Annotated in this window: 18 protein-coding genes; 11 read left to right on the forward strand and 7 right to left on the reverse strand. The window is 69.8% G+C overall.

Annotated elements, in window-relative coordinates:
• Positions 1–41: 41 nt before the first annotated feature.
• The 3 genes from rpoB to B100_RS0104035 all read left to right on the forward strand — a co-directional run bounded on the left by rpoB (position 42) and on the right by B100_RS0104035 (position 8,234).
• On the forward strand, positions 42–3,527 hold the full coding sequence (gene rpoB, locus B100_RS0104025; RefSeq protein ID WP_024883175.1) for a DNA-directed RNA polymerase subunit beta: 3,486 nt from the start codon (positions 42–44) through the stop codon (positions 3,525–3,527).
• A 94-nt stretch (positions 3,528–3,621) separates the two neighbouring features.
• Positions 3,622–7,530: a DNA-directed RNA polymerase subunit beta' gene (locus B100_RS0104030; protein WP_024883176.1), complete on the forward strand. Its 3,909-nt coding sequence runs from the start codon at positions 3,622–3,624 to the stop codon at positions 7,528–7,530.
• A gap of 170 nt (positions 7,531–7,700) precedes the next feature.
• Complete coding sequence (locus B100_RS0104035) at positions 7,701–8,234, forward strand: DUF1707 and DUF4190 domain-containing protein (RefSeq protein WP_024883177.1); 534 nt, start codon at positions 7,701–7,703, stop codon at positions 8,232–8,234.
• 8 nt (positions 8,235–8,242) lie between these two features.
• On the opposite strand, the gene B100_RS0104040 is transcribed toward B100_RS0104035, so the two are convergent.
• From B100_RS0104040 to B100_RS0104065, 6 genes are all read right to left on the reverse strand, one after another.
• Positions 8,243–9,577, reverse strand: a complete 1,335-nt coding sequence (locus B100_RS0104040; protein WP_024883178.1) for a M48 family metalloprotease — start codon at positions 9,575–9,577, stop codon at positions 8,243–8,245.
• A gap of 43 nt (positions 9,578–9,620) precedes the next feature.
• Positions 9,621–10,208 carry a Pycsar system effector family protein gene (locus B100_RS0104045; protein WP_024883179.1) on the reverse strand — a complete coding sequence of 196 codons (588 nt, stop codon included), beginning with the start codon at positions 10,206–10,208 and terminating at the stop codon, positions 9,621–9,623.
• Positions 10,205–11,755 (reverse strand): hypothetical protein, encoded by a 1,551-nt coding sequence (locus tag B100_RS36895; RefSeq protein ID WP_024883180.1) that lies wholly within the window; start codon positions 11,753–11,755, stop codon positions 10,205–10,207. The genes B100_RS0104045 and B100_RS36895 overlap by 4 nt, the downstream gene beginning before the upstream one ends.
• A gap of 30 nt (positions 11,756–11,785) precedes the next feature.
• Complete coding sequence (locus B100_RS0104055; protein WP_024883181.1) at positions 11,786–14,023, reverse strand: hypothetical protein; 2,238 nt, start codon at positions 14,021–14,023, stop codon at positions 11,786–11,788.
• The gene (locus B100_RS0104060; protein ID WP_024883182.1) at positions 14,020–14,880 is read right to left on the reverse strand and encodes a hypothetical protein; all 861 of its coding nucleotides are present in this window, start codon (positions 14,878–14,880) and stop codon (positions 14,020–14,022) included. Before B100_RS0104060 ends, B100_RS0104055 begins: the two co-directional genes overlap by 4 nt.
• Before the next feature lie 275 nt (positions 14,881–15,155).
• Positions 15,156–15,950: a Crp/Fnr family transcriptional regulator gene (locus B100_RS0104065; RefSeq protein ID WP_024883183.1), complete on the reverse strand. Its 795-nt coding sequence runs from the start codon at positions 15,948–15,950 to the stop codon at positions 15,156–15,158.
• Between the two features lie 468 nt (positions 15,951–16,418).
• Here B100_RS0104065 and rpsL point away from each other — a divergent pair, with 468 nt between their 5' ends.
• From rpsL to B100_RS0104090, 5 genes are all read left to right on the forward strand, one after another.
• Positions 16,419–16,790, forward strand: coding sequence for a 30S ribosomal protein S12 (gene rpsL / locus B100_RS0104070; RefSeq protein ID WP_003948652.1), 372 nt, complete (start codon positions 16,419–16,421; stop codon positions 16,788–16,790).
• A gap of 2 nt (positions 16,791–16,792) precedes the next feature.
• Positions 16,793–17,263, forward strand: a complete 471-nt coding sequence (gene rpsG / locus B100_RS0104075) for a 30S ribosomal protein S7 (RefSeq protein WP_003992340.1) — start codon at positions 16,793–16,795, stop codon at positions 17,261–17,263.
• A gap of 39 nt (positions 17,264–17,302) precedes the next feature.
• Complete coding sequence (gene fusA, locus B100_RS0104080) at positions 17,303–19,429, forward strand: elongation factor G (protein ID WP_024883184.1); 2,127 nt, start codon at positions 17,303–17,305, stop codon at positions 19,427–19,429.
• Positions 19,430–19,598: 169 nt separating this feature from the next.
• Positions 19,599–20,792, forward strand: a complete 1,194-nt coding sequence (gene tuf, locus B100_RS0104085) for an elongation factor Tu (protein ID WP_024883185.1) — start codon at positions 19,599–19,601, stop codon at positions 20,790–20,792.
• Between the two features lie 189 nt (positions 20,793–20,981).
• Positions 20,982–21,884 carry a hypothetical protein gene (locus B100_RS0104090; RefSeq protein ID WP_024883186.1) on the forward strand — a complete coding sequence of 301 codons (903 nt, stop codon included), beginning with the start codon at positions 20,982–20,984 and terminating at the stop codon, positions 21,882–21,884.
• A gap of 126 nt (positions 21,885–22,010) precedes the next feature.
• Here the strand turns inward: B100_RS0104090 and B100_RS0104095 are convergent, their stop codons facing one another.
• Complete coding sequence (locus B100_RS0104095) at positions 22,011–22,598, reverse strand: TetR/AcrR family transcriptional regulator (protein WP_024883187.1); 588 nt, start codon at positions 22,596–22,598, stop codon at positions 22,011–22,013.
• A gap of 167 nt (positions 22,599–22,765) precedes the next feature.
• Between B100_RS0104095 and B100_RS0104100 the strand changes: the two genes are divergently transcribed.
• The 3 genes from B100_RS0104100 to B100_RS0104110 all read left to right on the forward strand — a co-directional run bounded on the left by B100_RS0104100 (position 22,766) and on the right by B100_RS0104110 (position 26,093).
• The gene (locus B100_RS0104100; protein ID WP_024883188.1) at positions 22,766–23,788 is read left to right on the forward strand and encodes an aldo/keto reductase; all 1,023 of its coding nucleotides are present in this window, start codon (positions 22,766–22,768) and stop codon (positions 23,786–23,788) included.
• A gap of 143 nt (positions 23,789–23,931) precedes the next feature.
• On the forward strand, positions 23,932–24,777 hold the full coding sequence (locus B100_RS0104105) for an LLM class flavin-dependent oxidoreductase (protein ID WP_037722448.1): 846 nt from the start codon (positions 23,932–23,934) through the stop codon (positions 24,775–24,777).
• 134 nt (positions 24,778–24,911) lie between these two features.
• Complete coding sequence (locus B100_RS0104110; RefSeq protein ID WP_024883190.1) at positions 24,912–26,093, forward strand: glycoside hydrolase family 10 protein; 1,182 nt, start codon at positions 24,912–24,914, stop codon at positions 26,091–26,093.
• Positions 26,094–26,562 lie beyond the last annotated feature (469 nt).

The raw sequence follows: 26,562 nt of genomic DNA on the forward strand, positions 1-26,562 counted from the left end.
GTACGCGCGTAGTGAGTCCGAGCCCTCGGAAGGACCCCCTCTTGGCCGCCTCGCGCAACGCCTCGACCGCGAATACGAACAACGGCGCCAGCACCGCCCCGCTGCGCATCTCCTTTGCAAAGATCAAGGAGCCCCTCGAGGTTCCGAACCTTCTCGCGCTGCAGACCGAGAGCTTTGACTGGCTGCTCGGCAACGACGCCTGGAAGGCTCGCGTCGAGGAGGCTCTCGAGAACGGGCACGACGTCCCCACCAAGTCCGGTCTGGAGGAGATCTTCGAAGAGATCTCCCCGATCGAGGACTTCTCCGGGTCGATGTCGCTGACCTTCCGCGACCACCGCTTCGAGCCGCCGAAGAACTCCATCGACGAGTGCAAGGACCGCGACTTCACGTACGCCGCCCCGCTCTTCGTCACGGCCGAGTTCACCAACAACGAGACCGGCGAGATCAAGTCCCAGACCGTCTTCATGGGCGACTTCCCGCTCATGACGAACAAGGGCACCTTCGTCATCAACGGCACCGAGCGTGTCGTGGTGTCCCAGCTGGTGCGCTCGCCCGGCGTCTACTTCGACTCCTCCATCGACAAGACGTCCGACAAGGACATCTTCTCCGCCAAGATCATCCCGTCCCGGGGTGCGTGGCTGGAGATGGAGATCGACAAGCGCGACATGGTCGGTGTGCGCATCGACCGCAAGCGCAAGCAGTCCGTCACCGTCCTCCTGAAGGCGCTCGGCTGGACCACCGAGCAGATCCTCGAGGAGTTCGGCGAGTACGAGTCCATGCGCGCCACCCTGGAGAAGGACCACACCCAGGGCCAGGACGACGCGCTGCTCGACATCTACCGCAAGCTGCGCCCGGGCGAGCCCCCCACCCGTGAGGCCGCGCAGACGCTGCTCGAGAACCTCTACTTCAACCCCAAGCGCTACGACCTGGCCAAGGTCGGCCGCTACAAGGTCAACAAGAAGCTCGGCGGCGACCAGCCGCTCGACGCCGGTGTGCTCACCACCGACGACATCATCGCCACGATCAAGTACCTGGTGAAGCTGCACGCCGGTGAGACCGAGACGGTCGGCGAGTCGGGCCGCTCGATCATCGTCGAGACCGACGACATCGACCACTTCGGCAACCGCCGCATCCGCAACGTCGGCGAGCTGATCCAGAACCAGGTCCGTACGGGTCTCGCCCGTATGGAGCGCGTCGTGCGCGAGCGCATGACCACCCAGGACGTCGAGGCGATCACGCCGCAGACCCTGATCAACATCCGGCCGGTCGTCGCCTCCATCAAGGAGTTCTTCGGCACCAGCCAGCTGTCGCAGTTCATGGACCAGAACAACCCGCTGTCGGGGCTGACGCACAAGCGTCGTCTGAACGCCCTCGGCCCGGGTGGTCTCTCCCGTGAGCGGGCCGGCTTCGAGGTCCGTGACGTGCACCCCTCGCACTACGGCCGCATGTGCCCGATCGAGACGCCGGAAGGCCCGAACATCGGTCTGATCGGCTCGCTCGCCTCCTACGGGCGGATCAACCCGTTCGGCTTCATCGAGACGCCGTACCGCAAGGTCGTCGACGGCCAGGTCACCGACGATGTGGACTACCTGACCGCCGACGAGGAGGACCGCTTCGTCATCGCCCAGGCCAACGCGCCGCTGAGCGACGACATGCGCTTCGTCGAGAACCGCATCCTGGTCCGCCGCCGCGGCGGCGAGGTCGACTACGTCCCCGGCGACGAGGTCGACTACATGGACGTCTCGCCGCGCCAGATGGTGTCGGTCGCGACCGCCATGATCCCGTTCCTCGAGCACGACGACGCCAACCGTGCCCTCATGGGCGCGAACATGATGCGGCAGGCCGTGCCGCTGATCAAGTCCGAGGCCCCGCTCGTCGGCACCGGCATGGAGTACCGCTCCGCCGTCGACGCCGGCGACGTGGTCAAGGCGGAGAAGGCGGGTGTGGTCCAGGAGGTCTCCGCGGACTACATCACCACGACCAACGACGACGGCACGTACATCACGTACCGCCTGGCCAAGTTCTCCCGCTCCAACCAGGGCACCTCGGTCAACCAGAAGGTCATCGTCTCCGAGGGCGACCGGATCGTCGAGGGCCAGGTCCTCGCCGACGGCCCGGCCACCGAGAACGGCGAGATGGCGCTCGGCAAGAACCTGCTGGTCGCGTTCATGCCGTGGGAGGGTCACAACTACGAGGACGCGATCATCCTGTCGCAGCGCCTCGTGCAGGACGACGTCCTCTCCTCGATCCACATCGAGGAGCACGAGGTCGACGCCCGTGACACCAAGCTCGGCCCCGAGGAGATCACCCGGGACATCCCGAACGTCTCCGAGGAGGTCCTCGCCGACCTCGACGAGCGCGGCATCATCCGCATCGGTGCCGAGGTCGTCGCCGGTGACATCCTCGTCGGCAAGGTCACGCCCAAGGGTGAGACCGAGCTGACCCCGGAGGAGCGCCTGCTCCGCGCGATCTTCGGTGAGAAGGCCCGTGAGGTCCGTGACACCTCGCTGAAGGTGCCGCACGGCGAGATCGGCAAGGTCATCGGCGTCCGCGTCTTCGACCGCGAGGAGGGCGACGAGCTTCCCCCCGGTGTGAACCAGCTGGTGCGCGTCTACGTCGCGCAGAAGCGCAAGATCACCGACGGTGACAAGCTCGCCGGCCGTCACGGCAACAAGGGCGTCATCTCCAAGATCCTGCCCATCGAGGACATGCCGTTCCTCGAGGACGGGACCCCGGTCGACATCATCCTCAACCCGCTCGGCGTGCCGTCCCGGATGAACCCGGGACAGGTCCTGGAGATCCACCTCGGCTGGCTCGCCAGCCGCGGCTGGGACGTCTCCGGCCTCGCCGAGGAGTGGGCCGAGCGGCTCCAGGTCATCGGCGCCGACAAGGTCGAGCCCGGCACCAACGTCGCCACCCCGGTCTTCGACGGTGCGCGTGAGGACGAGCTCGCGGGTCTGCTGCAGCACACCATCCCGAACCGTGACGGCGAGCGCATGGTGCTCCCGACCGGTAAGGCGCGGCTGTACGACGGCCGCTCCGGTGAGCCGTTCCCCGAGCCGATCTCGGTCGGTTACATGTACATCCTGAAGCTCCACCACCTGGTCGACGACAAGCTGCACGCCCGGTCGACCGGTCCGTACTCCATGATCACCCAGCAGCCGCTGGGTGGTAAGGCTCAGTTCGGTGGCCAGCGGTTCGGCGAGATGGAGGTGTGGGCACTCGAGGCGTACGGGGCCGCCTACGCGCTCCAGGAGCTGCTGACCATCAAGTCCGACGACGTGACCGGCCGCGTGAAGGTCTACGAGGCCATCGTCAAGGGCGAGAACATCCCCGAGCCCGGCATCCCCGAGTCCTTCAAGGTCCTCATCAAGGAGATGCAGTCCCTGTGCCTGAACGTGGAGGTGCTGTCCTCGGACGGCATGTCCATCGAGATGCGCGACACCGACGAGGACGTCTTCCGCGCAGCGGAGGAGCTTGGCATCGACCTGTCCCGGCGCGAGCCGAGCAGCGTCGAAGAGGTCTGACGGGAGTCCGGCGGCCTTCCCCGTGAAGGCCGCCGGCCCCAGGACCCCCGTTTCAGACCCCATGACTTACAACCCTGAGAGGGATTGACGCATAGTGCTCGACGTCAACTTCTTCGACGAGCTCCGGATCGGTCTGGCCACCGCTGACGACATCCGTCAGTGGAGCCACGGCGAGGTCAAGAAGCCCGAGACCATCAACTACCGCACCCTCAAGCCCGAAAAGGACGGACTCTTCTGCGAGAAGATCTTCGGTCCGACCCGGGACTGGGAGTGCTACTGCGGCAAGTACAAGCGCGTCCGCTTCAAGGGCATCATCTGTGAGCGCTGTGGCGTCGAGGTCACCCGCGCCAAGGTGCGCCGCGAGCGGATGGGCCACATCGAGCTGGCCGCGCCCGTCACGCACATCTGGTACTTCAAGGGTGTCCCGAGCCGTCTGGGCTACCTGCTCGACCTGGCTCCCAAGGACCTCGAGAAGGTCATCTACTTCGCCGCGTACATGATCACGTACGTGGACGAGGAGCGTCGTACCCGCGACCTGCCGTCGCTGGAGGCCCACGTCTCCGTCGAGCGCCAGCAGGTCGAGAACCGCCGGGACTCCGACCTGGAGGCCCGCGCCAAGAAGCTCGAGACCGACCTGGCCGAGCTGGAGGCCGAGGGCGCCAAGGCCGACGTGCGCCGCAAGGTGCGCGAGGGTGCCGAGCGCGAGATGAAGCAGCTGCGCGACCGTGCGCAGCGCGAGATCGACCGCCTCGACGAGGTGTGGAACCGGTTCAAGAACCTCAAGGTCCAGGACCTCGAGGGCGACGAGCTGCTCTACCGCGAGCTGCGTGACCGCTTCGGCACGTACTTCGACGGCTCGATGGGTGCCGCGGCGCTGCAGAAGCGCCTGGAGTCCTTCGACCTCGACGAGGAGGCCGAGAAGCTCCGCGAGATCATCCGCACCGGCAAGGGCCAGAAGAAGACCCGCGCCCTGAAGCGGCTGAAGGTCGTCTCCGCGTTCCTGCAGACCTCCAACAGCCCCAAGGGCATGGTCCTGGACTGCGTCCCGGTCATCCCGCCGGACCTGCGTCCGATGGTGCAGCTGGACGGTGGCCGCTTCGCGACCTCCGACCTGAACGACCTGTACCGCCGTGTCATCAACCGCAACAACCGCCTGAAGCGGCTTCTCGACCTCGGCGCGCCCGAGATCATCGTGAACAACGAGAAGCGCATGCTCCAGGAGGCCGTGGACGCGCTCTTCGACAACGGCCGTCGTGGCCGCCCGGTGACGGGCCCCGGCAACCGTCCGCTGAAGTCGCTGTCCGACATGCTCAAGGGCAAGCAGGGCCGCTTCCGTCAGAACCTGCTCGGCAAGCGTGTGGACTACTCCGCGCGTTCCGTGATCGTCGTCGGTCCGCAGCTGAAGCTGCACCAGTGCGGTCTGCCGAAGGCGATGGCGCTGGAGCTGTTCAAGCCGTTCGTGATGAAGCGCCTGGTCGACCTGAACCACGCGCAGAACATCAAGTCGGCCAAGCGCATGGTCGAGCGCGGCCGCACGGTCGTGTACGACGTGCTGGAAGAGGTCATCGCGGAGCACCCGGTTCTGCTGAACCGTGCGCCCACGCTGCACCGCCTCGGCATCCAGGCCTTCGAGCCGCAGCTGGTCGAGGGCAAGGCCATCCAGATCCACCCGCTCGTCTGCACCGCGTTCAACGCGGACTTCGACGGTGACCAGATGGCCGTGCACCTGCCGCTGTCCGCGGAGGCGCAGGCCGAGGCCCGCATCCTGATGCTGTCCTCGAACAACATCCTCAAGCCGGCCGACGGCCGCCCGGTGACGATGCCGACCCAGGACATGGTCCTCGGTCTGTTCTTCCTCACCACCGACGGCGAGATGCGCGACCTCAAGGGCGAGGGCCGTTCCTTCGCCTCGGTCGCGGAGGCGATCATGGCCTTCGACGCGGGCGAGCTGTCGCTCCAGTCGAAGATCGACATCCGCTTCCCGGTCGGCACCATCCCGCCGCGTGGCTGGACCCCGCCGGTGGGCGAGGACGGCGAGGCCGAGGCCTCCGAGTGGCAGCAGGGGGACCCGTTCCGCCTGAACACCACCCTGGGCCGCGCGCTCTTCAACGAGCTGCTGCCCGAGGACTACCCGTTCGTCGACTACGAGGTCGGCAAGAAGCAGCTCTCCGAGATCGTCAACGACCTCGCCGAGCGCTACCCGAAGGTCATCGTGGCGGCGACGCTCGACAACCTGAAGGCGTCCGGCTTCTTCTGGGCGACCCGTTCCGGTGTCACCGTGGCCATCTCCGACGTCGTCGTTCCCGAGGCGAAGAAGGAGATCGTCAAGGGCTACGAGGCGCAGGACGAGAAGGTTCAGAAGCAGTACGAGCGCGGTCTGATCACCAAGGACGAGCGCACGCAGGAGCTCATCGCGATCTGGACCAAGGCGACCAACGAGGTCGCCGAGGCGATGAACGACAACTTCCCGAAGACCAACCCGATCTTCATGATGGTGAACTCGGGTGCACGAGGCAACATGATGCAGATGCGTCAGATCGCCGGTATGCGTGGTCTGGTGTCGAACGCGAAGAACGAGACGATCCCGCGTCCGATCAAGGCGTCGTTCCGTGAGGGCCTGTCCGTGCTGGAGTACTTCATCTCCACGCACGGTGCCCGTAAGGGTCTGGCGGACACCGCTCTGCGTACCGCCGACTCGGGTTACCTCACCCGTCGTCTGGTCGACGTCTCCCAGGACGTCATCATCCGCGAGGAGGACTGCGGCACCGACCGTGGTCTGCGCCTCAAGATCGCGGGCCGCGACGCGGACGGCGTGCTGCGCAAGGCCGAGGACGTCGAGACGTCCGTGTACGCGCGCTGCCTCGCCGAGGACATCGTGGTCGACGGTCAGGTGCTGGCCCCGGCCGGCACCGACCTGGGCGACGTCCTCATCGAGGAGCTCGTCTCCCGCGGCGTCGAGGAGGTCAAGACCCGTTCGGTCCTGACCTGCGAGTCCGCCGTCGGCACCTGCGCGATGTGCTACGGCCGTTCGCTGGCCACCGGCAAGCTGGTCGACATCGGTGAGGCGGTCGGCATCATCGCCGCCCAGTCCATCGGTGAGCCCGGCACCCAGCTGACGATGCGTACCTTCCACACCGGTGGTGTGGCCGGTGACGACATCACCCAGGGTCTGCCGCGTGTCGTCGAGCTCTTCGAGGCCCGTACCCCGAAGGGTGTCGCCCCGATCTCCGAGGCCTCCGGCCGCGTGCGGATCGAGGAGACGGAGAAGACGAAGAAGCTCGTCGTCACTCCGGACGACGGCAGCGACGAGACGGCGTTCCCGATCTCGAAGCGCGCCAAGGTCCTGGTCTCCGAGGGCGAGCACGTCGAGGTGGGCCAGCAGCTCACCGTGGGTGCCACCAACCCGCACGACGTGCTGCGCATCCTGGGGCAGCGTGCCGTCCAGGTCCACCTGGTCGGCGAGGTCCAGAAGGTCTACAACTCGCAGGGTGTGTCGATCCACGACAAGCACATCGAGATCATCATCCGGCAGATGCTGCGCCGGGTGACGATCATCGAGTCGGGCGACGCGGAGCTGCTGCCCGGCGAGCTGGTCGAGCGCTCGAAGTTCGAGCAGGAGAACCGTCGTGTGGTCCAGGAGGGCGGTCACCCCGCCTCCGGTCGTCCGCAGCTGATGGGTATCACCAAGGCCTCGCTGGCGACGGAGTCCTGGCTGTCGGCCGCCTCCTTCCAGGAGACGACCCGAGTGCTGACGGACGCGGCGATCAACGCCAAGTCCGACTCGCTCATCGGCCTCAAGGAGAACGTCATCATCGGTAAGCTCATCCCGGCCGGTACGGGTCTGTCCCGCTACCGCAACATCCGGGTCGAGCCGACCGAGGAGGCCAAGGCCGCGATGTACTCGGCCGTCGGCTACGACGACATCGACTACTCGCCGTTCGGCACCGGCTCCGGCCAGGCCGTTCCGCTGGAGGACTACGACTACGGTCCGTACAACCAGTAAGCGAGTCGCCTGAACCGAAGGGCGGTCACCCCGTGCGGGGTGGCCGCCCTTCGGCGTGTCCGCATCACGCGCGACGGGGGCCTGCGTGGAACCGAACGCCCCGCGCGGTGCGTTCAAGGGGGTGAATACTCATACTGGGACGTGTCCGTCCCGGCCCTGGGGAGGCAGCCGTGTCGTATCCGACTCCGTGGCAGGGCAACCCCCTGCAGGGACCCGGTGCCCCGTCGATGCTGGCCTCCCACGCCGACCGCGAGCGGGCGGTGGACGTCCTGCGCGCCGGGTACGGGGAGGGGCGGCTGGACCACCCGGAGTTCGAGAAGCGGGTGGCGCGCGCCTACTCCGCCCGCACGGTGGCCGAGCTGTCGCTGCTGGTGGCCGATCTGCCGCAGGGCCCGATGCCCCAGCCGCTGACGACCCCCCAGGGGCCGGTGCCGCCGACGTTCCTGGCCCGGCCGCAGCCCCGGACCAACGGCAAGGCGCTCGCCTCCATGGTCTGCGGGGTGCTGTGCGTGGCCACCGGCGGCCTCACCGGACTGCCGGCCGTGATCCTCGGGCACATGGCGCAGTCGGAGATACGCCGCACCGGTGAGAGTGGTGACGGTCTGGCGCTGACCGGACTGGTGCTGGGGTGGCTCTCGCTGGCCGGCTGGCTGATCTTCCTGGGGCTGTTCGGACTGCTGGCGGTGGTGGCGACCTCGGGCTGACGGCCGGCTCAGCGGGTCGGCCGGAGGTACGGCTGCAGGTGGTGCAGCCGGGTGTGGTGGTCCGGGTGCGAGGACAGCAGCCTGCTCGCCGCGGTCTCGGTGACCGGGGCGCCCCGGTTCGCCGCGGTGAGCGCGGCGGTCCGCACCTGCTCCTGCTGGTGCAGCTTCTCCAGCACGGCCGCCAGCATCGGCGCGAAGCCCAGCGCCGCGGCGTGCTGGTCGGCGCGCAGCTCCGATCGGCGGCCCACGGCGGCGAGGGCGTACGGCATGCCCAGGAGCAACAGCGGCAGACCGTACAGCGTGCTGATGGTGGCGAAGGCGATACCGCCGGCGCACAGGCCGAAGAAGGCCACGCCGAGGCAGGAGAACGCCCGTGACACCCGGAACAGGAAGCCGGTGACGGCGCGCAGCAGCCGCCAGGCGATCCGGCCGGGCAGCGCGTACCAGTAGCCGAGCAGCCCGGACCAGGCGTGCCCGCCGACATGGTGGCCCAGCTCGTGCGCCATGACGGCGGCCAGCTCGCCGTTGGGCAGGTTGTTCATCGCGAAGCTGGTCACGCCGACGATGTGGCCCGCTGCCGCGACCGCGTTGAGGCTGTCGCTGTCCTCGACCCACAGCTCGTAGTTCCGGCCCTCGACGCCGGCCCGGGCGGTCACCTCGCGCCAGACCGGTTCGAGTTTGGCTCGTTCCTGCGGAGTGGGGTAGCGCAGACGGAGCAGATGGCGCGCGAGGGCGCTTTCCGTCGGGCGGTGGAACACGAGTGCGCCGCTGACGAGCCACGCCAGTATCAGCAGGACCCCGAGGCCGCCGAAGAGCAGCGAGACCAGGGTGACGACGACGAGGCTGCACAGGAAGTTCGGCAGGTGGAGCAGGAGGTTGCCGAAGGCGGTGGCGTCGGTGTGCCGCTGCTGACCGGCGATGTGGACCCGCCCGCGCTCGGTGCTGATGTGGTGCGGGTGCAGCGGTGAGCGCGGCGGAGGCGGCACCACGGCCTGCGGGTACGGGGGAGCGGCGGCGGCCTGCGGGTACGGGGGCGGGGCCGACGCGTGCGGGTGCGGGTGCGAGGGCTGGGGGGCCGGCGGGCCGACCGGGTAGTGCGGTGGGGCTGGGGTGGCCTGCTGCGCGACGTACGGGGCGGCCCCCGGTGCCGTCTGCTGCGGGTTCTGCGGGTACGGCGGCGCCTGCTGGGGGACGTACGACGGTGCCGGGGACTGCTGCTGGGGAACGTACGGCTGGGCCGGGGGCTGCTGCTGGGGCGCCGGGTACGCCGGGGGGACCTGCGCCGCCCCGGGCCGGCCGGTCGTCTCGGGGTACTCCGGAGGGGTCGGCGGTGGCTGGGTCATGGTGCTTCCTTCGCTTGAGGTGCGCGGTGGCCGCCCACGGGGGTCAGCCGACCAGCAGGGAGGCCGGCAGCAGGAGCGTGCCGGTGCAGAAGGCGATCAGGCCGGTGCGGATCCACTGGTGCTTGCGCCAGGCGATCCGGCTCGTCTCGGTGAGCGCCGTGGTCAGGGCGGCCAGCGGGTGGGCCTCGGTGTCGGCGAGCGCCGTGTCCAGCCGGCCCGTCCGCACGGCCCGCTGGATGTCGCCGAAGTACGACAGGGGCTGCCCCGGCGCCCACGTCCCGCTGCGGTAGCGGGGCAGGACGGCCAGGAGCAGCGAGAGCAGCGACAGGGCGAGGGCCAGGGCCCCGGCCCACCACACCACGGCCCCGAACGCCGACAGCGCGTCCGGCGACCAGTCCTGTCCGGCGAGCAGGCCGCTGAACACGCCCGCGGTGATGCCGAGCGCGGCGACCAGCACGGCCGCCTTGCTGTCGGCGCGGGCGATCTCGGTGCGCAGGTCGGTCAGCAGCCGCTCGCACACCTCGGTGCCGGACCGGGCGGGGGCGGGTGGAGCCGCCGGGGCCGGTGGATCCGCCGGAAGTGGCGGGGCGGCCGGGGGCGTGGGGGACGGGTCGGGGCCGACGGTCGTCATGACCCCGCGTCCTTGTCCGTGGGCTCCGTCGGGCCGGGTCCCGCCGGACGCGGTTCCGACGGGCCGGGGGTGGTGGGCGCCTGCTGCGGGGGCGCGGTCGGCGTGTGACCGTAGCCCGGGGGCGGCTGCCAGGCCGGCGGCGCGGACGGTGGCGGGTACGGCGAGGCGGCGGCCGGCGGCGCTCCGGGCGCGGGAGGCACAGGCGCGGGCGGCATCGGCGGGGGGTACGGGCCGGGCGGCGGATAGGGCAACGGTGCGTACGCCGTCGGAGTCGCGGCGGTGGGCACAGGGGGCGCGTACGGGGTGTCGGGCGCCCCTGGCGGTCCCGGCGGCGGCGCGCTCGGCACGGCCGCCGGTGCGGCACCGTGCGGCGCAGCGGCGTACGGCGACGGGGCGGGTCCCGGGGGCGGGGTGCCGACCGCTCCGCTCCCGTCCGGTCCCTCCGGCGACGGAAGCAGTGGAGGGTTCTGCGGGACCCCGGGCAGACGCTGGTTGAGGATGTCGCTGACCGTGCGCAGCGCCAGCTGCTTGGGCCCCTCGAGCTCGAACTTCTCCGCGCCCTTCCCACCCAGCAGCTCCTTCACCAGCTCCATCTGCGCCTGGATCATGCGCAGTTGGTCCTCGCGCATGCTGGTCATCACCAGCTGCGAGTCCTCCGGGTGCTGCGCCAGGTGGAGCGCCCAGGCCTGCACACCGCCCTGCGACAGATGCCACTGGTAGAACTCGATCTTCTGGGTCTCGATCTGCTGCAGCTCCAGCATCTGGTGCCCTTGCAGCATCGCCTGTTCGTGCTGCCAGTGGTGCTGCTGCATGGCCAGCTCCTGCTGCCGGCGCCCGTACTCCATGGCTCGTACGGCCTGCAGCTCGTCCTGCTGCCGGTGGCGGTCGTCCATGGCGACATCGACCCGCATGCCCTCCTGGGCCGCGTGGACCTGCTCCTCCGCCGAGTGGCCGATCTGCTGGAGCCGCCGCTGGTGGTCGATGTTCGCCTGGTCGCGGCGCAGCCGCAGGGTCCAGGTGACCTGGAGCCCGGCGGGCGCGCCGAGCGGGCCGACGACGGTGACCGCGCTCAGCAGCTCCCGCTCGGCCCGCGCGCTGTCGGCGACGGCGAAGCGCCGGGTCACCGGGCGGGCCGCCTGCTGCAACTCGCCGATCAGCAGCGCGGGCACGTCCCGGACGCCGCTCGCCACGAACCGTGCCGGATCCAGCACCTGCCACGAGAAGTCCACCTCGGCGGTGAACTCGAAGGCGTCGTTGTCGCTGGGCAGCGTGAGCGTCTCGGTGAAGGGGTGGACGCCCATGTCCACCTCGTACACGGCGGTGTAGCGCCGGGCGGCGATCTCGCCGCGGCCCGGCCGGGCGGGCGGGAGGTAGGGCTCGTAGCCGCCCTTGGGGGTGGAGAAGACCAGGGCGTGGTCGATGCGGACCACGTGCTTCAGGGACAGCTCGAACCGGGACAGCTGTCTCACGGTCAGCACCGGGTCGGACAGCCGGCTGTGCCGGTCGGCCGGCTGCTGCCACTCGGGCGGTCGGTGGAAGGAAGGCATGGGATGTCTTTCGTCGACGGGGTCGGAGCGTCAGCGCGGTGGCAGCGTGCCGAGCAGGCGGGCGGCGACCTCCGGCGGGGGATCGCCGTCCTCGCCGGGCATGGTGCGCAGCAGGTGGCTCAGCCGCTGGTGCTCCGTGGGCGTGGTGACGAGCCTCGGCAGCAGCGCGGCGAGCGCCCACTCGACGGCGGTGGAGCGGTCCGCGATCAGCACCCACGCGCGCAGCGTGTCCAGCGCGTGCCGGGTGCGGTACGGGTCGCCGAGCGCCTCCCGCCACAGGTGCGCGATGCCGTCGGCGGCCCGGTCCTCGTCGGTCGCGGCCCGGGCGTACCAGTCGAGGACCAGCGGGACGCCGTACCGCTCGTCGCCCTCGGTGCGTCCGCAGGCACTCACGAAGCCGCCCAGGACCAGGTCGTGCACGGCACGGTCGTCGTCGAGGTGGGCGCGCAGGTCGTCGAGGACCTCGGAGGCGGCCGGGGACAGCAGCAGCAGTTCCACGGCCTCGGCGAGCTCCCGCACCATCTCCACGTCGAAGTCGTCCGGGTCGCCGAAGCGCCTGTACAGCTCGCGGGTGGCGGCGCGCAGCGCGGCGAGCGCCTGGGCCGGCCGCTCCGGGCCGATCAGCGCGTACGCGCGGACCGCCACCCAGCGCAGCCGCCGGTCCTCGGCTTCCGACCAGGTGTCCAGGATGCGCGGCACGTTCGGCGTGCCGATGTGGTGGGCGAGAGTGAGCGAGTTGACCGCCACGAGCCGGTGGCGGAACAGGTTGGACATCGCCCACGGCTCGATGACCAGCGCCATCGCGGACGGCAGGTCGGTGCGGGCGAGCACGGCGACGGTGGACGCGGCACGGGTGCGCACCAGGGGCCTGCCGTCGTCGGCCAGCCGGCGCAGCCACTGGATCAGGGCGGGCCGCGCCGAGGGGTGGCCCGTCCACACCTCCCGCAGCAGCACCAGCGAGGCCCGCTCGTCGTGGAACGCGGCCTTCGTCTGGGTGACCGGGCCCCACTCGGTGTGCTCCTCGCCCTCGGAGAGACGGGCGCGGGCGAGCTGCAGGCGCTTGCCGACGTGGGTGCCGAAGACGGGGATCTCCGGGGCCCGGGACCGGTTCTCGGTCTGCTGGAGAGAGCTGTAAAGCAGGTCGCTGAGCTCGGCGGTGAGCGCGTAGGGGCCGTCGTCGAACGCGGCGAGCGCGATGAGGAACGCCTTGTCGCGCAGGTGGACGGTGGCCTCGTCCTCCTCGAACCACTCGCGGACCTGGTTCTCCAGCGACACCAGCGAGAAGGCGGCGACCTCCCGTTCGGTGACCTCGCCCGCGGCGTACCGGCCGAGCAGCTGGGCGAAGGCGGCGACCTCGCGCAGCTGGTGGCCGTGGTCGAGGAACTCCTTGACCGCGGGCGTTCCCAGCAGGCGCTCGACCGTCTCGTCGTCGGCGCGGACGCTCAGGTGGGCGGCGAGCACGTCCTCGTTCGCCGGGGGCCGCCAGTCGGCCGCGGACACGTCGTCCTCCAGGACGGCGGTCGGCCCGACGGTGATCACCGCGTACGCGTCCTGCTCGGCGAGCCGGTCCGCTGCGCCGAGCAGATGGGTCTCGCGCAGGGCACTGCCGCGGCGGGTCTCCAGGTCGCACAGGACGTATCCGCGGGCGCGCGCGGCGGGCATCGCGTCCGTGCCGTTCGCCGGGTCGTCCCGCACGGTGAACCGGTCGGCCAGGGAGCCGGGGGTGGTCTCGCGGTCCAGAGCGACCACGGGGGTGGCGCCGAGCCGGTGCAGCAGCATCAGGGCGGCCGTGCGGCGGCCGGTGAAGCGGGCGCCGGACAGCACCAGGACCCGGTCCCGGCGCAGCCGCCCGACCAGCTCGTCGAAGGTGTCACCGGACGCGACGAAGGTGGCGGCGAGCCGGTCCAGGGTGGCGCGCGGTATCTCGCCCGAGGCGGAGGCGGCCGTGGACAGGCCGGGGAACGTCCAGTGATGGACCGTCTTGCCGCCCATGACGACGTCGCCGGTGACCCGGCCGCCGGACACGCCGTGCTGGTCGCCGCTCACCAGACCGCCACCGAAGGAGGCGTGCGAGCCGACCTTCATGGTGCGAGGGCTGTGGTCGACCAGGTCACGCCGGGCCGACCACGCGTTCTGCGGCTGGTCGCGCTCCTCGGACTCCTCGGCGGCGGGCTTCCCCTGCGGGTGCTCGTCGGGGGCGGCCCCGTCGGGCGCGGGAGGGGCGGCCGAGCCGGCGGCCCCCGGACCCGTGGTGTCCTGGACGGTCATGGGCGTTCCCCCTCCGTCTTGCTGCCCAGCACGACGTCACCGGTGACCTGGCCCCCGGACACGCCGTGCTGGTCACCGGCGACATAACCGCCGCCGAAGCTCACCGTGCCGTTGCCGACGTCCAGGACCGGACCCGGCGCCGCGGCTCCTCGGTGTCCGGCCGGCGCCGGGCGGTTCCGGGCGTCGACGTCCGCGGTTCCCGAGGCGGCGGCGGCCGGCGCCGGGCGGTCCCCCGATCCGCCCGGCGCCTCCCCCGCCCCCCGCTCACCGTGGTCCTCCTCGCCCCGCGGCACCGGACCGTGCAGCCATGCCGGCAGCGGGCCGTTCTTGGTGTCCACCGTCACTCGGTGGAAGGCGGCGGCCGGTACGCCCGGATGGTCGTGGCGTACGACGCCCTGGTACACGGAGTCGGACACGCACAGGGCGAAGTCGTCGGCGCGCTCGCGCAGGGCCGCGCGCAGCAGGGCGGCGTCCAGCAGACGGCAGGCGTGGTTGAGGTCGGAGCCGACCCAGCCGTCGAGACGGTCGACGGCGACGTACCCGCCGGCGAGGACCCCGCGCAGACGCATCTGCGCGGACCGCGACGCCATGCGGTTGACGGCCCGCAACTGCACCGGGACCTCGGTGAGCAGGACCCGCAGCAACGCCGTGACCGGGGCGTTCGCGTCGATCAGCTCCATCACGGAGTCCCCGCGGTCCGCGCGCGTGCGCAGCGTCTCGTCGATGCCGGCGGCCTCCAGCGCGCGGTCGGTCACGTCGTAGAGCATGCGGCGCAGATACGCCTGCTCCACGTCGTCCCGGTCGCTGAACCTCTCGATGTCCAGCAACAGGATCGTGCGGCTCACGGGGTCGGTCATGGTCGCCCTTCGCAGATGGGTCGTCGCGCCGGACAGCAGAGTGGCGTGAGCGGGGGGTGGGGCGTGAGGGCGTATGACCCAGAGGAACTGTGACCACGTACACAGAAGCGCCCCGAAGGGGCGCGGGGAACGGCGCGCTCAAGCCCCACGGCCCGCTGTGGGGCACCGCCTGCGCCCACCCGTGCCGCCCTGCGGCACGACTGCCCGCAGACGACGGGGCCCCGTCCCGCAGACGACGCGCCCCCGAAGGGGCTCGGGGAACGGCGCGCTCAGTCTCACGGACCGGCAGACGGTTGCCGAGGTGAGAGTCCCGGCTCCGACCCCTCCCGGGCTCGCTGCGGCGACGGAATCGCCGGAGCCGCCTCCTCGCCGGCGGCGATGCGGCGCAGAACGTCGCGCCGCCGGATCAACAGGGTCCGTCGCCCCGTGGACACCGCGCCCTTCTCCCGCAGCTCGCGCAGCAACCGCTGCACCATCTCCCTGGACGCACCGACCGACCCCGCCAGCTCCTGCTTGCTGAGCGGCACGGCGAGCTCGACCCCGTCGGGTGTGCGGCGGCCGTGGCCGCGGGCCAGGTCCAGCAGCAGCACCGCGAACCGCTGCCGCACACTCATCGACCCGAACTCCAGGCGCCGGCGGTCCGCCGCCCGGGTGCGATCCGCGGTGAGGGCGAGCAAGGCGAAGGACGCGGCGGGGGAGCGACCCAGGAACTCCTTGAAGCGCGCGTGCTCCACGGCCACCGCCCGCACCAGCTCCAGCGCGGTCACCGTCGCCGATCGGGGGCGCCCGGTCAGCGCCGCCGACTCGCCGACCACGTCACCGGCACCGCGCAGCGCGAGCAGGGCCTCGTAGCCGTTGGCGGCCGAGGCCGTCACCTTGGTCCAGCCCTGCACCAGGAACAGCACGTGGGAGGACGGTTCGCGCTGGTGCAGCAGGACGACCCGAGGGGCGAAGCGCAGCTCACGGCCGAGTGCGAGCAGCGCGGTGCGTTCCCCGCTCTCCAGTCGGGCCAGGAACGGCACCCTGTCCTCCAGGCCACCGTCGTCCGGTCCGTATGACGCCGATGTCATCAGGCTGGATCCCCCCGTTCGTCTACGGCGGACGGATCAAAGTACTGAGCGCGCCGTGTGTAAAGGGCGAGATCCGGCCAACGCGGCAAATCGGCCAGGGGTGCGCCGTACGGTGGAGGCGGGTCGGCTGCCGGGTGGCGAGGGGCTCTCCCGGACGGATCCGAAGGCCCGCCGGAGGAAGCCCGGGAACCGGCAGGAGGAACCGTAAAAAGTCGGGCGTGTCGAACCACGCTCCATTTGTTTTGACCGGAGTCCGTGAGGTAGGTACGCTCAGTCCTTGTGCCTGGGGTGTGCCCTGGCCTTCGTGCGTGCCATCACACCGCACCGGGGGCTGCGAAACGGTCACCGCGATTCAGCGCTTCCTTCTGCTTTGCGGTGGGAGTCCGCCGGATTCGACACACCCGACCGCGTGGGTCGGAGGTGTTCCAGGTTAGCTGTACCCATCGGCACACAGAAACCGGAGAAGTAGTGCCTACGATCCAGCAGCTGGTCCGGAAGGGCCGGCAGGACAAGGTCGAGAAGAACAAGACGCCCGCACTCGAGGGTTCTCCTCAGCGTCGTGGCGTCTGCACGCGTGTGTTCACGACCACCCCGAAGAAGCCGAACTCGGCCCTGCGTAAGGTCGCGCGTGTGCGTCTGACCAGCGGGATCGAGGTCACCGCTTACATTCCGGGTGAGGGACACAACCTGCAGGAGCACTCGATCGTGCTCGTGCGCGGCGGCCGTGTGAAGGACCTGCCGGGTGTTCGCTACAAGATCATCCGCGGCTCGCTCGACACCCAGGGTGTCAAGAACCGCAAGCAGGCCCGCAGCCGCTACGGCGCCAAGAAGGAGAAGTAAGAATGCCTCGTAAGGGCCCCGCCCCGAAGCGCCCGGTCATCATCGACCCGGTCTACGGTTCTCCTCTTGTCACGTCGCTGATCAACAAGGTGCTGCTGAACGGCAAGCGCTCCACCGCCGAGCGCATCGTCTACGGCGCCATGGAGGGTCTGCGCGAGAAGACGGGCAACGACCCGATCATCACGCTGAAGCGCGCCCTGGAGAACATCAAGCCGACCCTCGAGGTCAAGTCCCGCCGCGTCGGTGGTGCGACGTACCAGGTCCCGATCGAGGTCAAGCCCGGTCGTGCCAACACGCTCGCCCTGCGCTGGCTGGTCGGTTACTCCCGCGCCCGTCGCGAGAAGACCATGACCGAGCGTCTGCTCAACGAGCTTCTCGACGCCTCCAACGGCCTCGGCGCCGCTGTGAAGAAGCGCGAGGACACGCACAAGATGGCCGAGTCCAACAAGGCCTTCGCGCACTACCGCTGGTAGTCGCAGACCCCATCGAGACCGAGAGAAGACTGAAGCCTTATGGCTACCACTTCGCTTGACCTGGCCAGGGTCCGCAACATCGGGATCATGGCCCACATCGACGCGGGCAAGACGACGACCACCGAGCGGATCCTGTTCTACACCGGCGTTTCCTACAAGATCGGTGAGGTCCACGACGGCGCTGCCACCATGGACTGGATGGAGCAGGAGCAGGAGCGTGGCATCACGATCACCTCTGCTGCCACCACCTGCCACTGGCCGCTGGAAGACGTCGACCACACCATCAACATCATCGACACGCCGGGTCACGTCGACTTCACCGTCGAGGTGGAGCGTTCCCTGCGCGTGCTCGACGGTGCCGTGACGGTGTTCGACGGCGTCGCCGGCGTCGAGCCCCAGTCCGAGACCGTGTGGCGTCAGGCGGACCGCTACGGCGTTCCGCGTATCTGCTTCGTCAACAAGCTCGACCGCACCGGTGCCGAGTTCCACCGCTGCGTCGACATGATCAGCGACCGCCTGGGTGCGCAGCCGCTCGTCATGCAGCTCCCCATCGGTGCCGAGGCCGACTTCCAGGGTGTCGTCGACCTCGTGACGATGAAGGCCTTCGTGTGGTCCGCCGAGGCGGCCAAGGGCGAGATGTACGACGTCGTCGACATCCCGGCCACGCACACCGAGGCCGCCGAGGAGTGGCGCGGCAAGCTGCTCGAGGCCGTCGCGGAGAACGACGAAGAGCTGATGGAGCTGTACCTCGAGGGCCAGGAGCCCTCCGTGGAGCAGCTGTACGCGGCGATCCGTCGTATCACCATCGCCTCCGGCAAGGGCGACGGCACCACCGTCACCCCCGTGTTCTGCGGCACCGCGTTCAAGAACAAGGGCGTGCAGCCCCTGCTCGACGCCGTCGTGCGCTACCTGCCCTCCCCGCTGGACGTCGAGGCCATCGAGGGCCACGACCCCAAGGACGCGGAGAAGGTCGTCGAGCGCAAGCCGTCGGACGAGGAGCCCCTCGCCGCGCTCGCGTTCAAGATCATGAGCGACCCGCACCTCGGCAAGCTCACCTTCGTCCGCGTGTACTCCGGCCGTCTGGAGTCCGGCACCCAGGTGCTGAACTCCGTGAAGGGCAAGAAGGAGCGCATCGGCAAGATCTACCGCATGCACGCCAACAAGCGTGAGGAGATCGAGTCGGTGGGCGCCGGTGACATCGTCGCCGTCATGGGTCTGAAGCAGACCACCACCGGTGAGACGCTGTCCGACGACAAGAGCCCGGTCATCCTGGAGTCCATGGACTTCCCGGCGCCGGTCATCCAGGTCGCCATCGAGCCCAAGTCGAAGGGCGACCAGGAGAAGCTCGGCGTCGCGATCCAGCGGCTCGCCGAGGAGGACCCGTCGTTCCAGGTCCACTCGGACGAGGAGACCGGCCAGACCATCATCGGCGGTATGGGCGAGCTGCACCTCGAGGTGCTGGTCGACCGCATGCGCCGTGAGTTCAAGGTCGAGGCCAACGTCGGCAAGCCCCAGGTCGCGTACCGTGAGACGATCCGCAAGACCGTTGAGCGCGTGGACTACACCCACAAGAAGCAGACCGGTGGTACCGGTCAGTTCGCCAAGGTGCAGATCGCGATCGAGCCGATCGAGGGCGGCGACGCCAGTTACGAGTTCGTGAACAAGGTGACCGGTGGCCGCATCCCGAAGGAGTACATCCCTTCGGTGGACGCCGGTGCCCAGGAGGCCATGCAGTTCGGCATCCTGGCCGGCTACGAGATGACGGGCGTTCGCGTCACGCTCATCGACGGTGGCTACCACGAGGTCGACTCCTCCGAGCTCGCGTTCAAGATCGCCGGTTCGCAGGCCTTCAAGGAGGCCGCGCGCAAGGCTTCGCCCGTGCTCCTGGAGCCGATGATGGCCGTCGAGGTCACCACGCCCGAGGACTACATGGGTGAGGTCATCGGCGACATCAACTCCCGCCGTGGCCAGATCCAGGCCATGGAGGAGCGGGCCGGTGCCCGCGTCGTGAAGGGTCTCGTGCCCCTCTCGGAGATGTTCGGCTACGTCGGCGACCTGCGCAGCAAGACGTCCGGCCGTGCCAGCTACTCCATGCAGTTCGACTCCTACGCCGAGGTTCCGCGGAACGTCGCCGAGGAGATCATCGCGAAGGCCAAGGGCGAATAAGGGGCTCCGTTTAACGGACTCCGTAACAACGCTTTAGGCTTGACCCCGGAGCCTGCAAGTGGTCATTCCACCGTCACCCGGTGGAATGACCCGGGCCCGGGTTTCCCAGCAAAGATCACCTGGCGCCGTTGAAGTAAGGCGTACAGAACCACTCCACAGGAGGACCCCAGTGGCGAAGGCGAAGTTCGAGCGGACTAAGCCGCACGTCAACATCGGCACCATCGGTCACATCGACCACGGTAAGACGACCCTCACGGCCGCCATTACCAAGGTGCTGCACGACGCGTACCCGGACCTGAACGAGGCCTCGGCCTTCGACCAGATCGACAAGGCTCCCGAAGAGCGCCAGCGCGGTATCACCATCTCCATCGCGCACGTCGAGTACCAGACGGAGACCCGTCACTACGCCCACGTCGACTGCCCCGGTCACGCGGACTACATCAAGAACATGATCACGGGTGCGGCGCAGATGGACGGCGCCATCCTCGTGGTCGCGGCCACCGACGGCCCGATGCCGCAGACCAAGGAGCACGTGCTCCTGGCCCGCCAGGTCGGCGTTCCGTACATCGTCGTCGCCCTGAACAAGGCCGACATGGTGGACGACGAGGAGATCCTGGAGCTCGTCGAGCTCGAGGTGCGTGAGCTCCTCTCCGAGTACGAGTTCCCGGGCGACGACGTTCCCGTCGTCAAGGTCTCCGCTCTGAAGGCCCTCGAGGGCGACAAGGAGTGGGGCAACTCGGTCCTCGAGCTCATGAAGGCCGTGGACGAGTCCATCCCGGAGCCCGAGCGCGACGTCGACAAGCCGTTCCTGATGCCGATCGAGGACGTCTTCACCATCACCGGTCGCGGTACGGTCGTCACCGGCCGCATCGAGCGTGGTGTCCTCAAGGTCAACGAGACCGTCGACATCATCGGCATCAAGCAGGAGAAGACCTCCACCACGGTCACCGGTATCGAGATGTTCCGGAAGCTGCTGGACGAGGGTCAGGCCGGTGAGAACGTCGGTCTGCTGCTCCGCGGCATCAAGCGCGAGGACGTCGAGCGCGGCCAGGTCATCATCAAGCCCGGTTCGGTCACCCCGCACACCGAGTTCGAGGCCCAGGCCTACATCCTGTCGAAGGACGAGGGTGGCCGTCACACCCCGTTCTTCAACAACTACCGCCCGCAGTTCTACTTCCGTACGACGGACGTGACCGGCGTCGTGACCCTCCCCGAGGGCACCGAGATGGTCATGCCGGGTGACAACACCGAGATGAAGGTGGAGCTCATCCAGCCCGTCGCCATGGAGGAGGGCCTGAAGTTCGCCATCCGTGAGGGTGGCCGGACCGTGGGCGCCGGCCAGGTCACCAAGATCAACAAGTGAGCTTGTTGATCTGACCTGGTAGCTCCTACCGCGAGCACCTGAAAGGGCCCGCACGACTTCGGTCGTGCGGGCCCTTTTCGTTTGTCGCGAAAGCTCTGAGCGTCAACGCGCGCCGGGGAGTTCGCTCGGTCGTGTGATCGCTTCCGCATATCCGCCCGGCGTATGCCAACGCGCCCCTAGTTTCGCCCCATGGTCAGCTCATCCCATGAGGCCCTGCACCGGATCTTCCAGCAGGACCCGGGGCTCTTCGCCCGCGCCGCCAGACACCTCGGCGTCGCCTTCCCGCCACCCGTCTCCACCGTCGCACTCTCCACCGACCTCACGGAGACGCAGCCCCTGGAACGCCGGGTGGACACGCTCCTGCAGATGGACACCGAGGACGGCAGCTTCCTCTTGGCGGTCGAGTCCCAGAGCCGGCCCGCCCCGGACAAGCCGGCCAGTTGGGCCTACTACCTCGCCTACGTGTACGCCAAATACCGCGTTCCGCCGGTACTCCTCGTCGTCTGCGCGGACCGGGGGACGGCCGAGTGGGCCGCCCGGCAGGTCGACATCGGACCACGGCAGTGGTGCTCGCTCCGCCTGCGTCCTCTCGTCCTCGGACCCGACGACCTGCCGGTGATCGACAGTCCGGACGAAGCCGCCCGCGACATCCCGCTCACCGTCCTGTCCGCGGCGCTGCACCGCCGTGACCCGGGCGCCGATGCCATACTGAACGCGCTGGCCAAGGCACTCAAGGGCTTGTCGGCCGACGACGAGAACACCGCGACCACCTTCATCGAACTCACGGAACAGGGCCTGGGCGCGACGCAGGCCGCGGAATTGTGGAGGCATCTCATGGCCGTCGACCTCTCGTTCTTCCAGTCCCAGACCGCGCAGCAGCTTCGGGCGGAGGGCCGGGCGGAGAGCCGGGCGAAGGACCTGCTGATCCTGCTGGGCCACCGGGGTGTCGAGGTCTCCGAGGAGGACCGGGAGCGCATCGTCGGCTGTGGTGATCCCGACGTGCTGGGCCTGTGGTTCAGGAAGGCCCTCACCGCGACCTCGACGGCGGAGGTCCTCGCGTCGGACGGGGAGGCCGGGGCGGACGCCGGCTGACGGGTCTCCGGGCCGGGGTTCCTGACGGCGGCGGCAGCAGCCGCCGCCGGTCACCGTGTTGCCCGGCTGGAGGGGGCCCGACACCGCGGCTCCCTGGAGAGGCGGGACTGTGTCCCTCGCCGGTCGTCAGTGCGTCCGCCGCAGCCCGTCGACCAGGGTGGCGGCGAGGCGGCGGGCGTCGTAGTCCGGGTCGGTCTCCGCGCCGATGCAGAGGTTGCCCACGCCGCGCATGAGGGTCAGGGCGCTGATGTCCACGCGGATCTCGCCGGCCGCGGAGGCGGCGTCCAGCAGCTGGGTGCAGACGGGGACGAGCCGGTCGAGGAAGTACGCGTGCAGGCCCTCGAAGCCCGACTGGTCGGAGCGCAGGACGGCGGCCAGGCCGTGCTTGGTGACCAGGAAGTCGACGAAGAGGTCGATCCACTGCCGCAGGGCGTCGTGGGGGGTGGGGGCGGACTCCAGCAGGGCGGGGCCGGCTTCGGCGCACGCCTCGACCTGGTGCCGGTAGACGGCGATGATCAGGTCCGCCCGGGTCGGGAAGTGCCGGTAGAGGGTGCCCAGGCCCACGCCCGCCCGGGAGGCGATGTCACGCACCGGGGCGTCCACGCCCGACGCGACGAAGGCCGCGGCGGCCGCCTCCAGCAGCGTCTCCTTGTTGCGCCGGGCGTCCTTGCGCCGTGACGGGCCGGCGCCCGCGCCGTCGTCGCTCTGGTTCACCGCGTCTATTCCTCCGTCACTCGCATGGCCACCGCATGGTCTCACGCCTGCCCAAGGCCCCTCACGCTTGTCCGCAGGCGCTCGGACTGGAAAAACGGAACAGTGTTCCGTATCGTTGGAGGCGTACCGGAACGCTGTTCCGATTCTACTCGTGAGGAGACCACGACATGCAGTACCGCACTCTCGGCCGCACCGGCGTCCAGGTCAGCACCCTCGCGCTCGGCGCGATGAACTTCGGCGCCATCGGGCGCACCACGCAGGAGGAGGCCACCGCCATCGTCGACGCGGCCCTGGAAGCCGGCGTCAACGTCATCGACACCGCCGACATGTACGGCACCGGCGAGTCCGAGGAGATGGTCGGCAGGGCGATCGCCGGCCGCCGCGACGACATCGTGCTGGCCACGAAGGCGACCATGCCGATGGGGGAGGAGCGCAACCACCGCGGCAGCTCGCGGCGCTGGATCCACACCGCCCTGGACGACAGCTTGCGCCGCCTCGGCGTCGACCACGTGGACCTCTACCAGATGCACCGCTGGGACCCGACGACCAGTGACGAGGAGACCCTGTCGGCGCTCACCGACCTGCAGCGCGCGGGCAAGATCCGCTCCTTCGGCTCCTCGACCTTCCCCGCGTACCGCATCGTGCAGGCGCAGTGGGCCGCCCGCGAGCACCGGCTGAGCCGCTACGTGACCGAGCAGCCCAGCTACTCGATGCTGCAGCGCGGCATCGAGGCCCACGTTCTGCCCGTGACGGAGGAGTACGGCATGGGCGTGCTGGCGTGGAGCCCGCTGGCCTCGGGCTGGCTGTCGGGGGCGGTGCGCCCGGGGCAGGAGGTCGCCACCCACCGCTCGGCGATCCTGCCGGAGCGCTTCGACCTCTCACTCCCGCACAACCAGGCCCGGTACGCCGCCGTCGAGCGGCTGAGCAAGGTCGCCGACGAGGCCGGGCTCACCCTGATCCAGCTGGCGCTCGGTTTCGTCACCGCGCACCCCGCCGTGACGGCCGCGCTCATCGGCCCCCGCACGGTGGGGCATCTCCACTCGCAGCTCGCCGCCGCGGACACGGTGCTGTCGGCCGACGTCCTCGACGCGATCGACGAGATCGTCGCCCCGGGGACCGACCTGGCGCCCGGCGAGAAGTTCGACACGCCGCCCGCGCTCCTCGACGCGTCCCTGCGCCGCCGTCGTTGACCACCGCCACCCGAACCGGAAGGGAGCCCCGGCCCATGCCCGACGCGACACGTCCGCCCGACACGGCATGTCCGACCGACGCGACTCCTCCGCCCGACACGGCACGTCCGGCCGCCCGGCCCGGGCGGCCCAGCTTCGGCGTCATGACCGCGCCCTCTCAGGTCGGCTACGACGACCTTGTCCGCGTCTGGCGCGAGGCGGACGAGGTGCCCGAGATCGAGCACGCCTGGCTGTTCGACCACCTCATGCCCATCTGGGGTGATCCCGAGGGGCCGGCGTTCGAGGGCTGGACGCTGCTGGCGGCCCTCGCGGCGCAGACCCGGCGGATGCGGCTGGGCGTCATGGTCACCAGCAACCGGTTCCGGCCGCCCGCCGTACTCGCCAAGATCGCGACGACCGTCGACATCGTCTCGGGCGGCCGGCTCGACTTCGGCATAGGCGTCGGCTCGCGCCCGCATCCGCCCGAGGCGTGGCGCGAGTATCCGGCGCACGGGCTGCCGTTCCACGAACCGGCGCAGGCGGTGGCGAGCCTCGCCGAGGCCTGCGTGCTGATCAAGCGGCTGTGGACGGAGGAGAAGCCCTTCGACTTCCACGGCGAACACCACCGGCTGACGGGGGCGTTCGGCAGCCCGAAGCCGGTGCAGCGCCCGCATCCGCCGATCCTCGTCGGCGGGCGGTCGTCCGCGACGCTGCGCGTGGTCGCCGAGCACGCCGACCTGTGGAACGTCCCGGGAGGCGACCTCGACGACGTCGTGCGCCGCAGCGCCCTGCTCGACCGGTACTGCGCCGACATCGGCCGCGATCCCACGTCGATCGTCCGGTCGATCCACCTCCCCGTCGACACCGGCCGGCCCGACGCCGTGCGGGAGGCGGTGGGGGAGGTGCTGGAGGCGGGGTTCTCGCACGTCGTCCTCGGACTGCCGGCGCCGTTCCCCGAGGGAATCGCCCGGTGGGTGGCGGAGGAGGTGATCCGTCCGTCGGTGGGGTGAGGGTGGCCGGAAAACCCGGCGCGTGCACGGGTATTGACGCGCCGCTCGGCCGGATCGTACCGTCCGCCCATCCCTAATGTTTCGGATACGGCTTCGAAACATTCGAGAATGACGACGGGAATGAGAGCCCCCGCATGAGACCCTTCCGTTTCGCCACCGTGGCCCTCGCCACCGCAGCACTGGCCCTGCCGCTCCTGGGCGGTTCGGCGTCCGCCGCCCCGTCGGCCGGACCCAAGCCGCCGCCGCACTCGCACGCCTCGTTCGACCGGCTCCGCGCAGCAGCTCCCGAAGGTTTCGTGATCGGCACCGCCGTGGCGGGCGGCGGCCACCACCTGGAGCAGGACTACCCGGACCCCTTCACGTACGACAAGGAGTACCGGAAGGTCCTGGAGCGGGAGTTCAGCTCGGTCTCGCCCGAGAACCAGATGAAGTGGGACCACATCCACCCCGAGCGCGACCGCTACGACTTCAAGCAGGCGGACGCGATCGTGGAGTTCGCCCGCCGCAACCACCAGGTCGTGCGCGGACACACGCTGCTGTGGCACAGCCAGAACCCGGCCTGGCTGGAGGAGGGTGACTTCTCCAAGGCGGAGCTGCGCGGCATCCTGCGCGAGCACATCACCAAGGTGGTCGGCCGGTACAAGGGCAAGATCCAGCAGTGGGACGTCGCCAACGAGATCTTCGACGACCAGGGCAACCTGCGGACGCAGGAGAACATCTGGATCCGCGAACTCGGCCCGGGCATCGTCGCCGACGCGTTCCGCTGGGCGCACCAGGCCGATCCCAAGGCGAAGCTGTTCTTCAACGACTTCAACGTCGAGAGCGTCAACGCGAAGAGCGACGCCTACTACGCCCTGGTCAAGGACCTGCGCGCGCAGCGGGTGCCGGTGGACGGCTTCTCCGTGCAGGGCCACCTGAGCACGCGGTACGGCTTCCCCGGCGACCTGGCGGACAACCTGCGCCGCTTCGACGCCCTCGGCCTGGAGACCGCGATCACCGAGCTGGACGTGCGGATGGACGTGCCGGAGGGCAGCACGCCCACCGCGGCGCAGGAGAAGCAGCAGGCCGAGTACTACGAGCGGATGCTCCAGGCGTGCCTGGAGGTCGACGGCTGCAACTCCTTCACCATCTGGGGCTTCACCGACAAGTACTCGTGGGTCCCGGTGTTCTTCGAGGGTGAGGGCTGGGCGACGGTCATGACCGGCGACTTCGCCCGCAAGCCGGCGTACTACGCCCTGCGCGACACCCTGAAGGACGCCCGTCACGACGACTGCGGGAAGGGCGGCCCGAAGGGCCCGAAGCACCGCAAGCACTGAGCGGTCCCCGCAGGCCCCACGCACTGCCGCCCCGGCCCGGTCGCCCGTCACCGGTCCGGGGCGGTTCCCTGCGGCAGTCGCCGGCAGTGGGTTTCCGTTTCCGGCGCGGAAACGGAAACCCACTCCGGTGGCGATGGTCACCGTCCGTCGTTCGTCCGGTGCTGTCCGGGCTGTCGGCGCGTTGGTCCGGGCAGGGCGCCGCGGTAGGGCGTGGGACGACACGGAGGGGCGCGGGTATGACGGTGGACGGTGAGGTCGTACGGGGTGTGGGGGAGGCGGACAAGGCCCCCGCCGGCCCCCGCCTCACGCTCGCGCCCGCGCGTGGGCCCGCTTCGTGACGTACGCCGCGGAGCGCTGAAGCGCACACCCGCCCGCTGCGCACGGCATCCGTACTCCGTACACGGCGTCCAGATAGCGGACGATCGGACTCGGCCCTTGGTATCCGGTTAACGCAGGAGTAACACTGGGA

This window comes from Streptomyces sp. CNH189 (assembly GCF_000527195.1).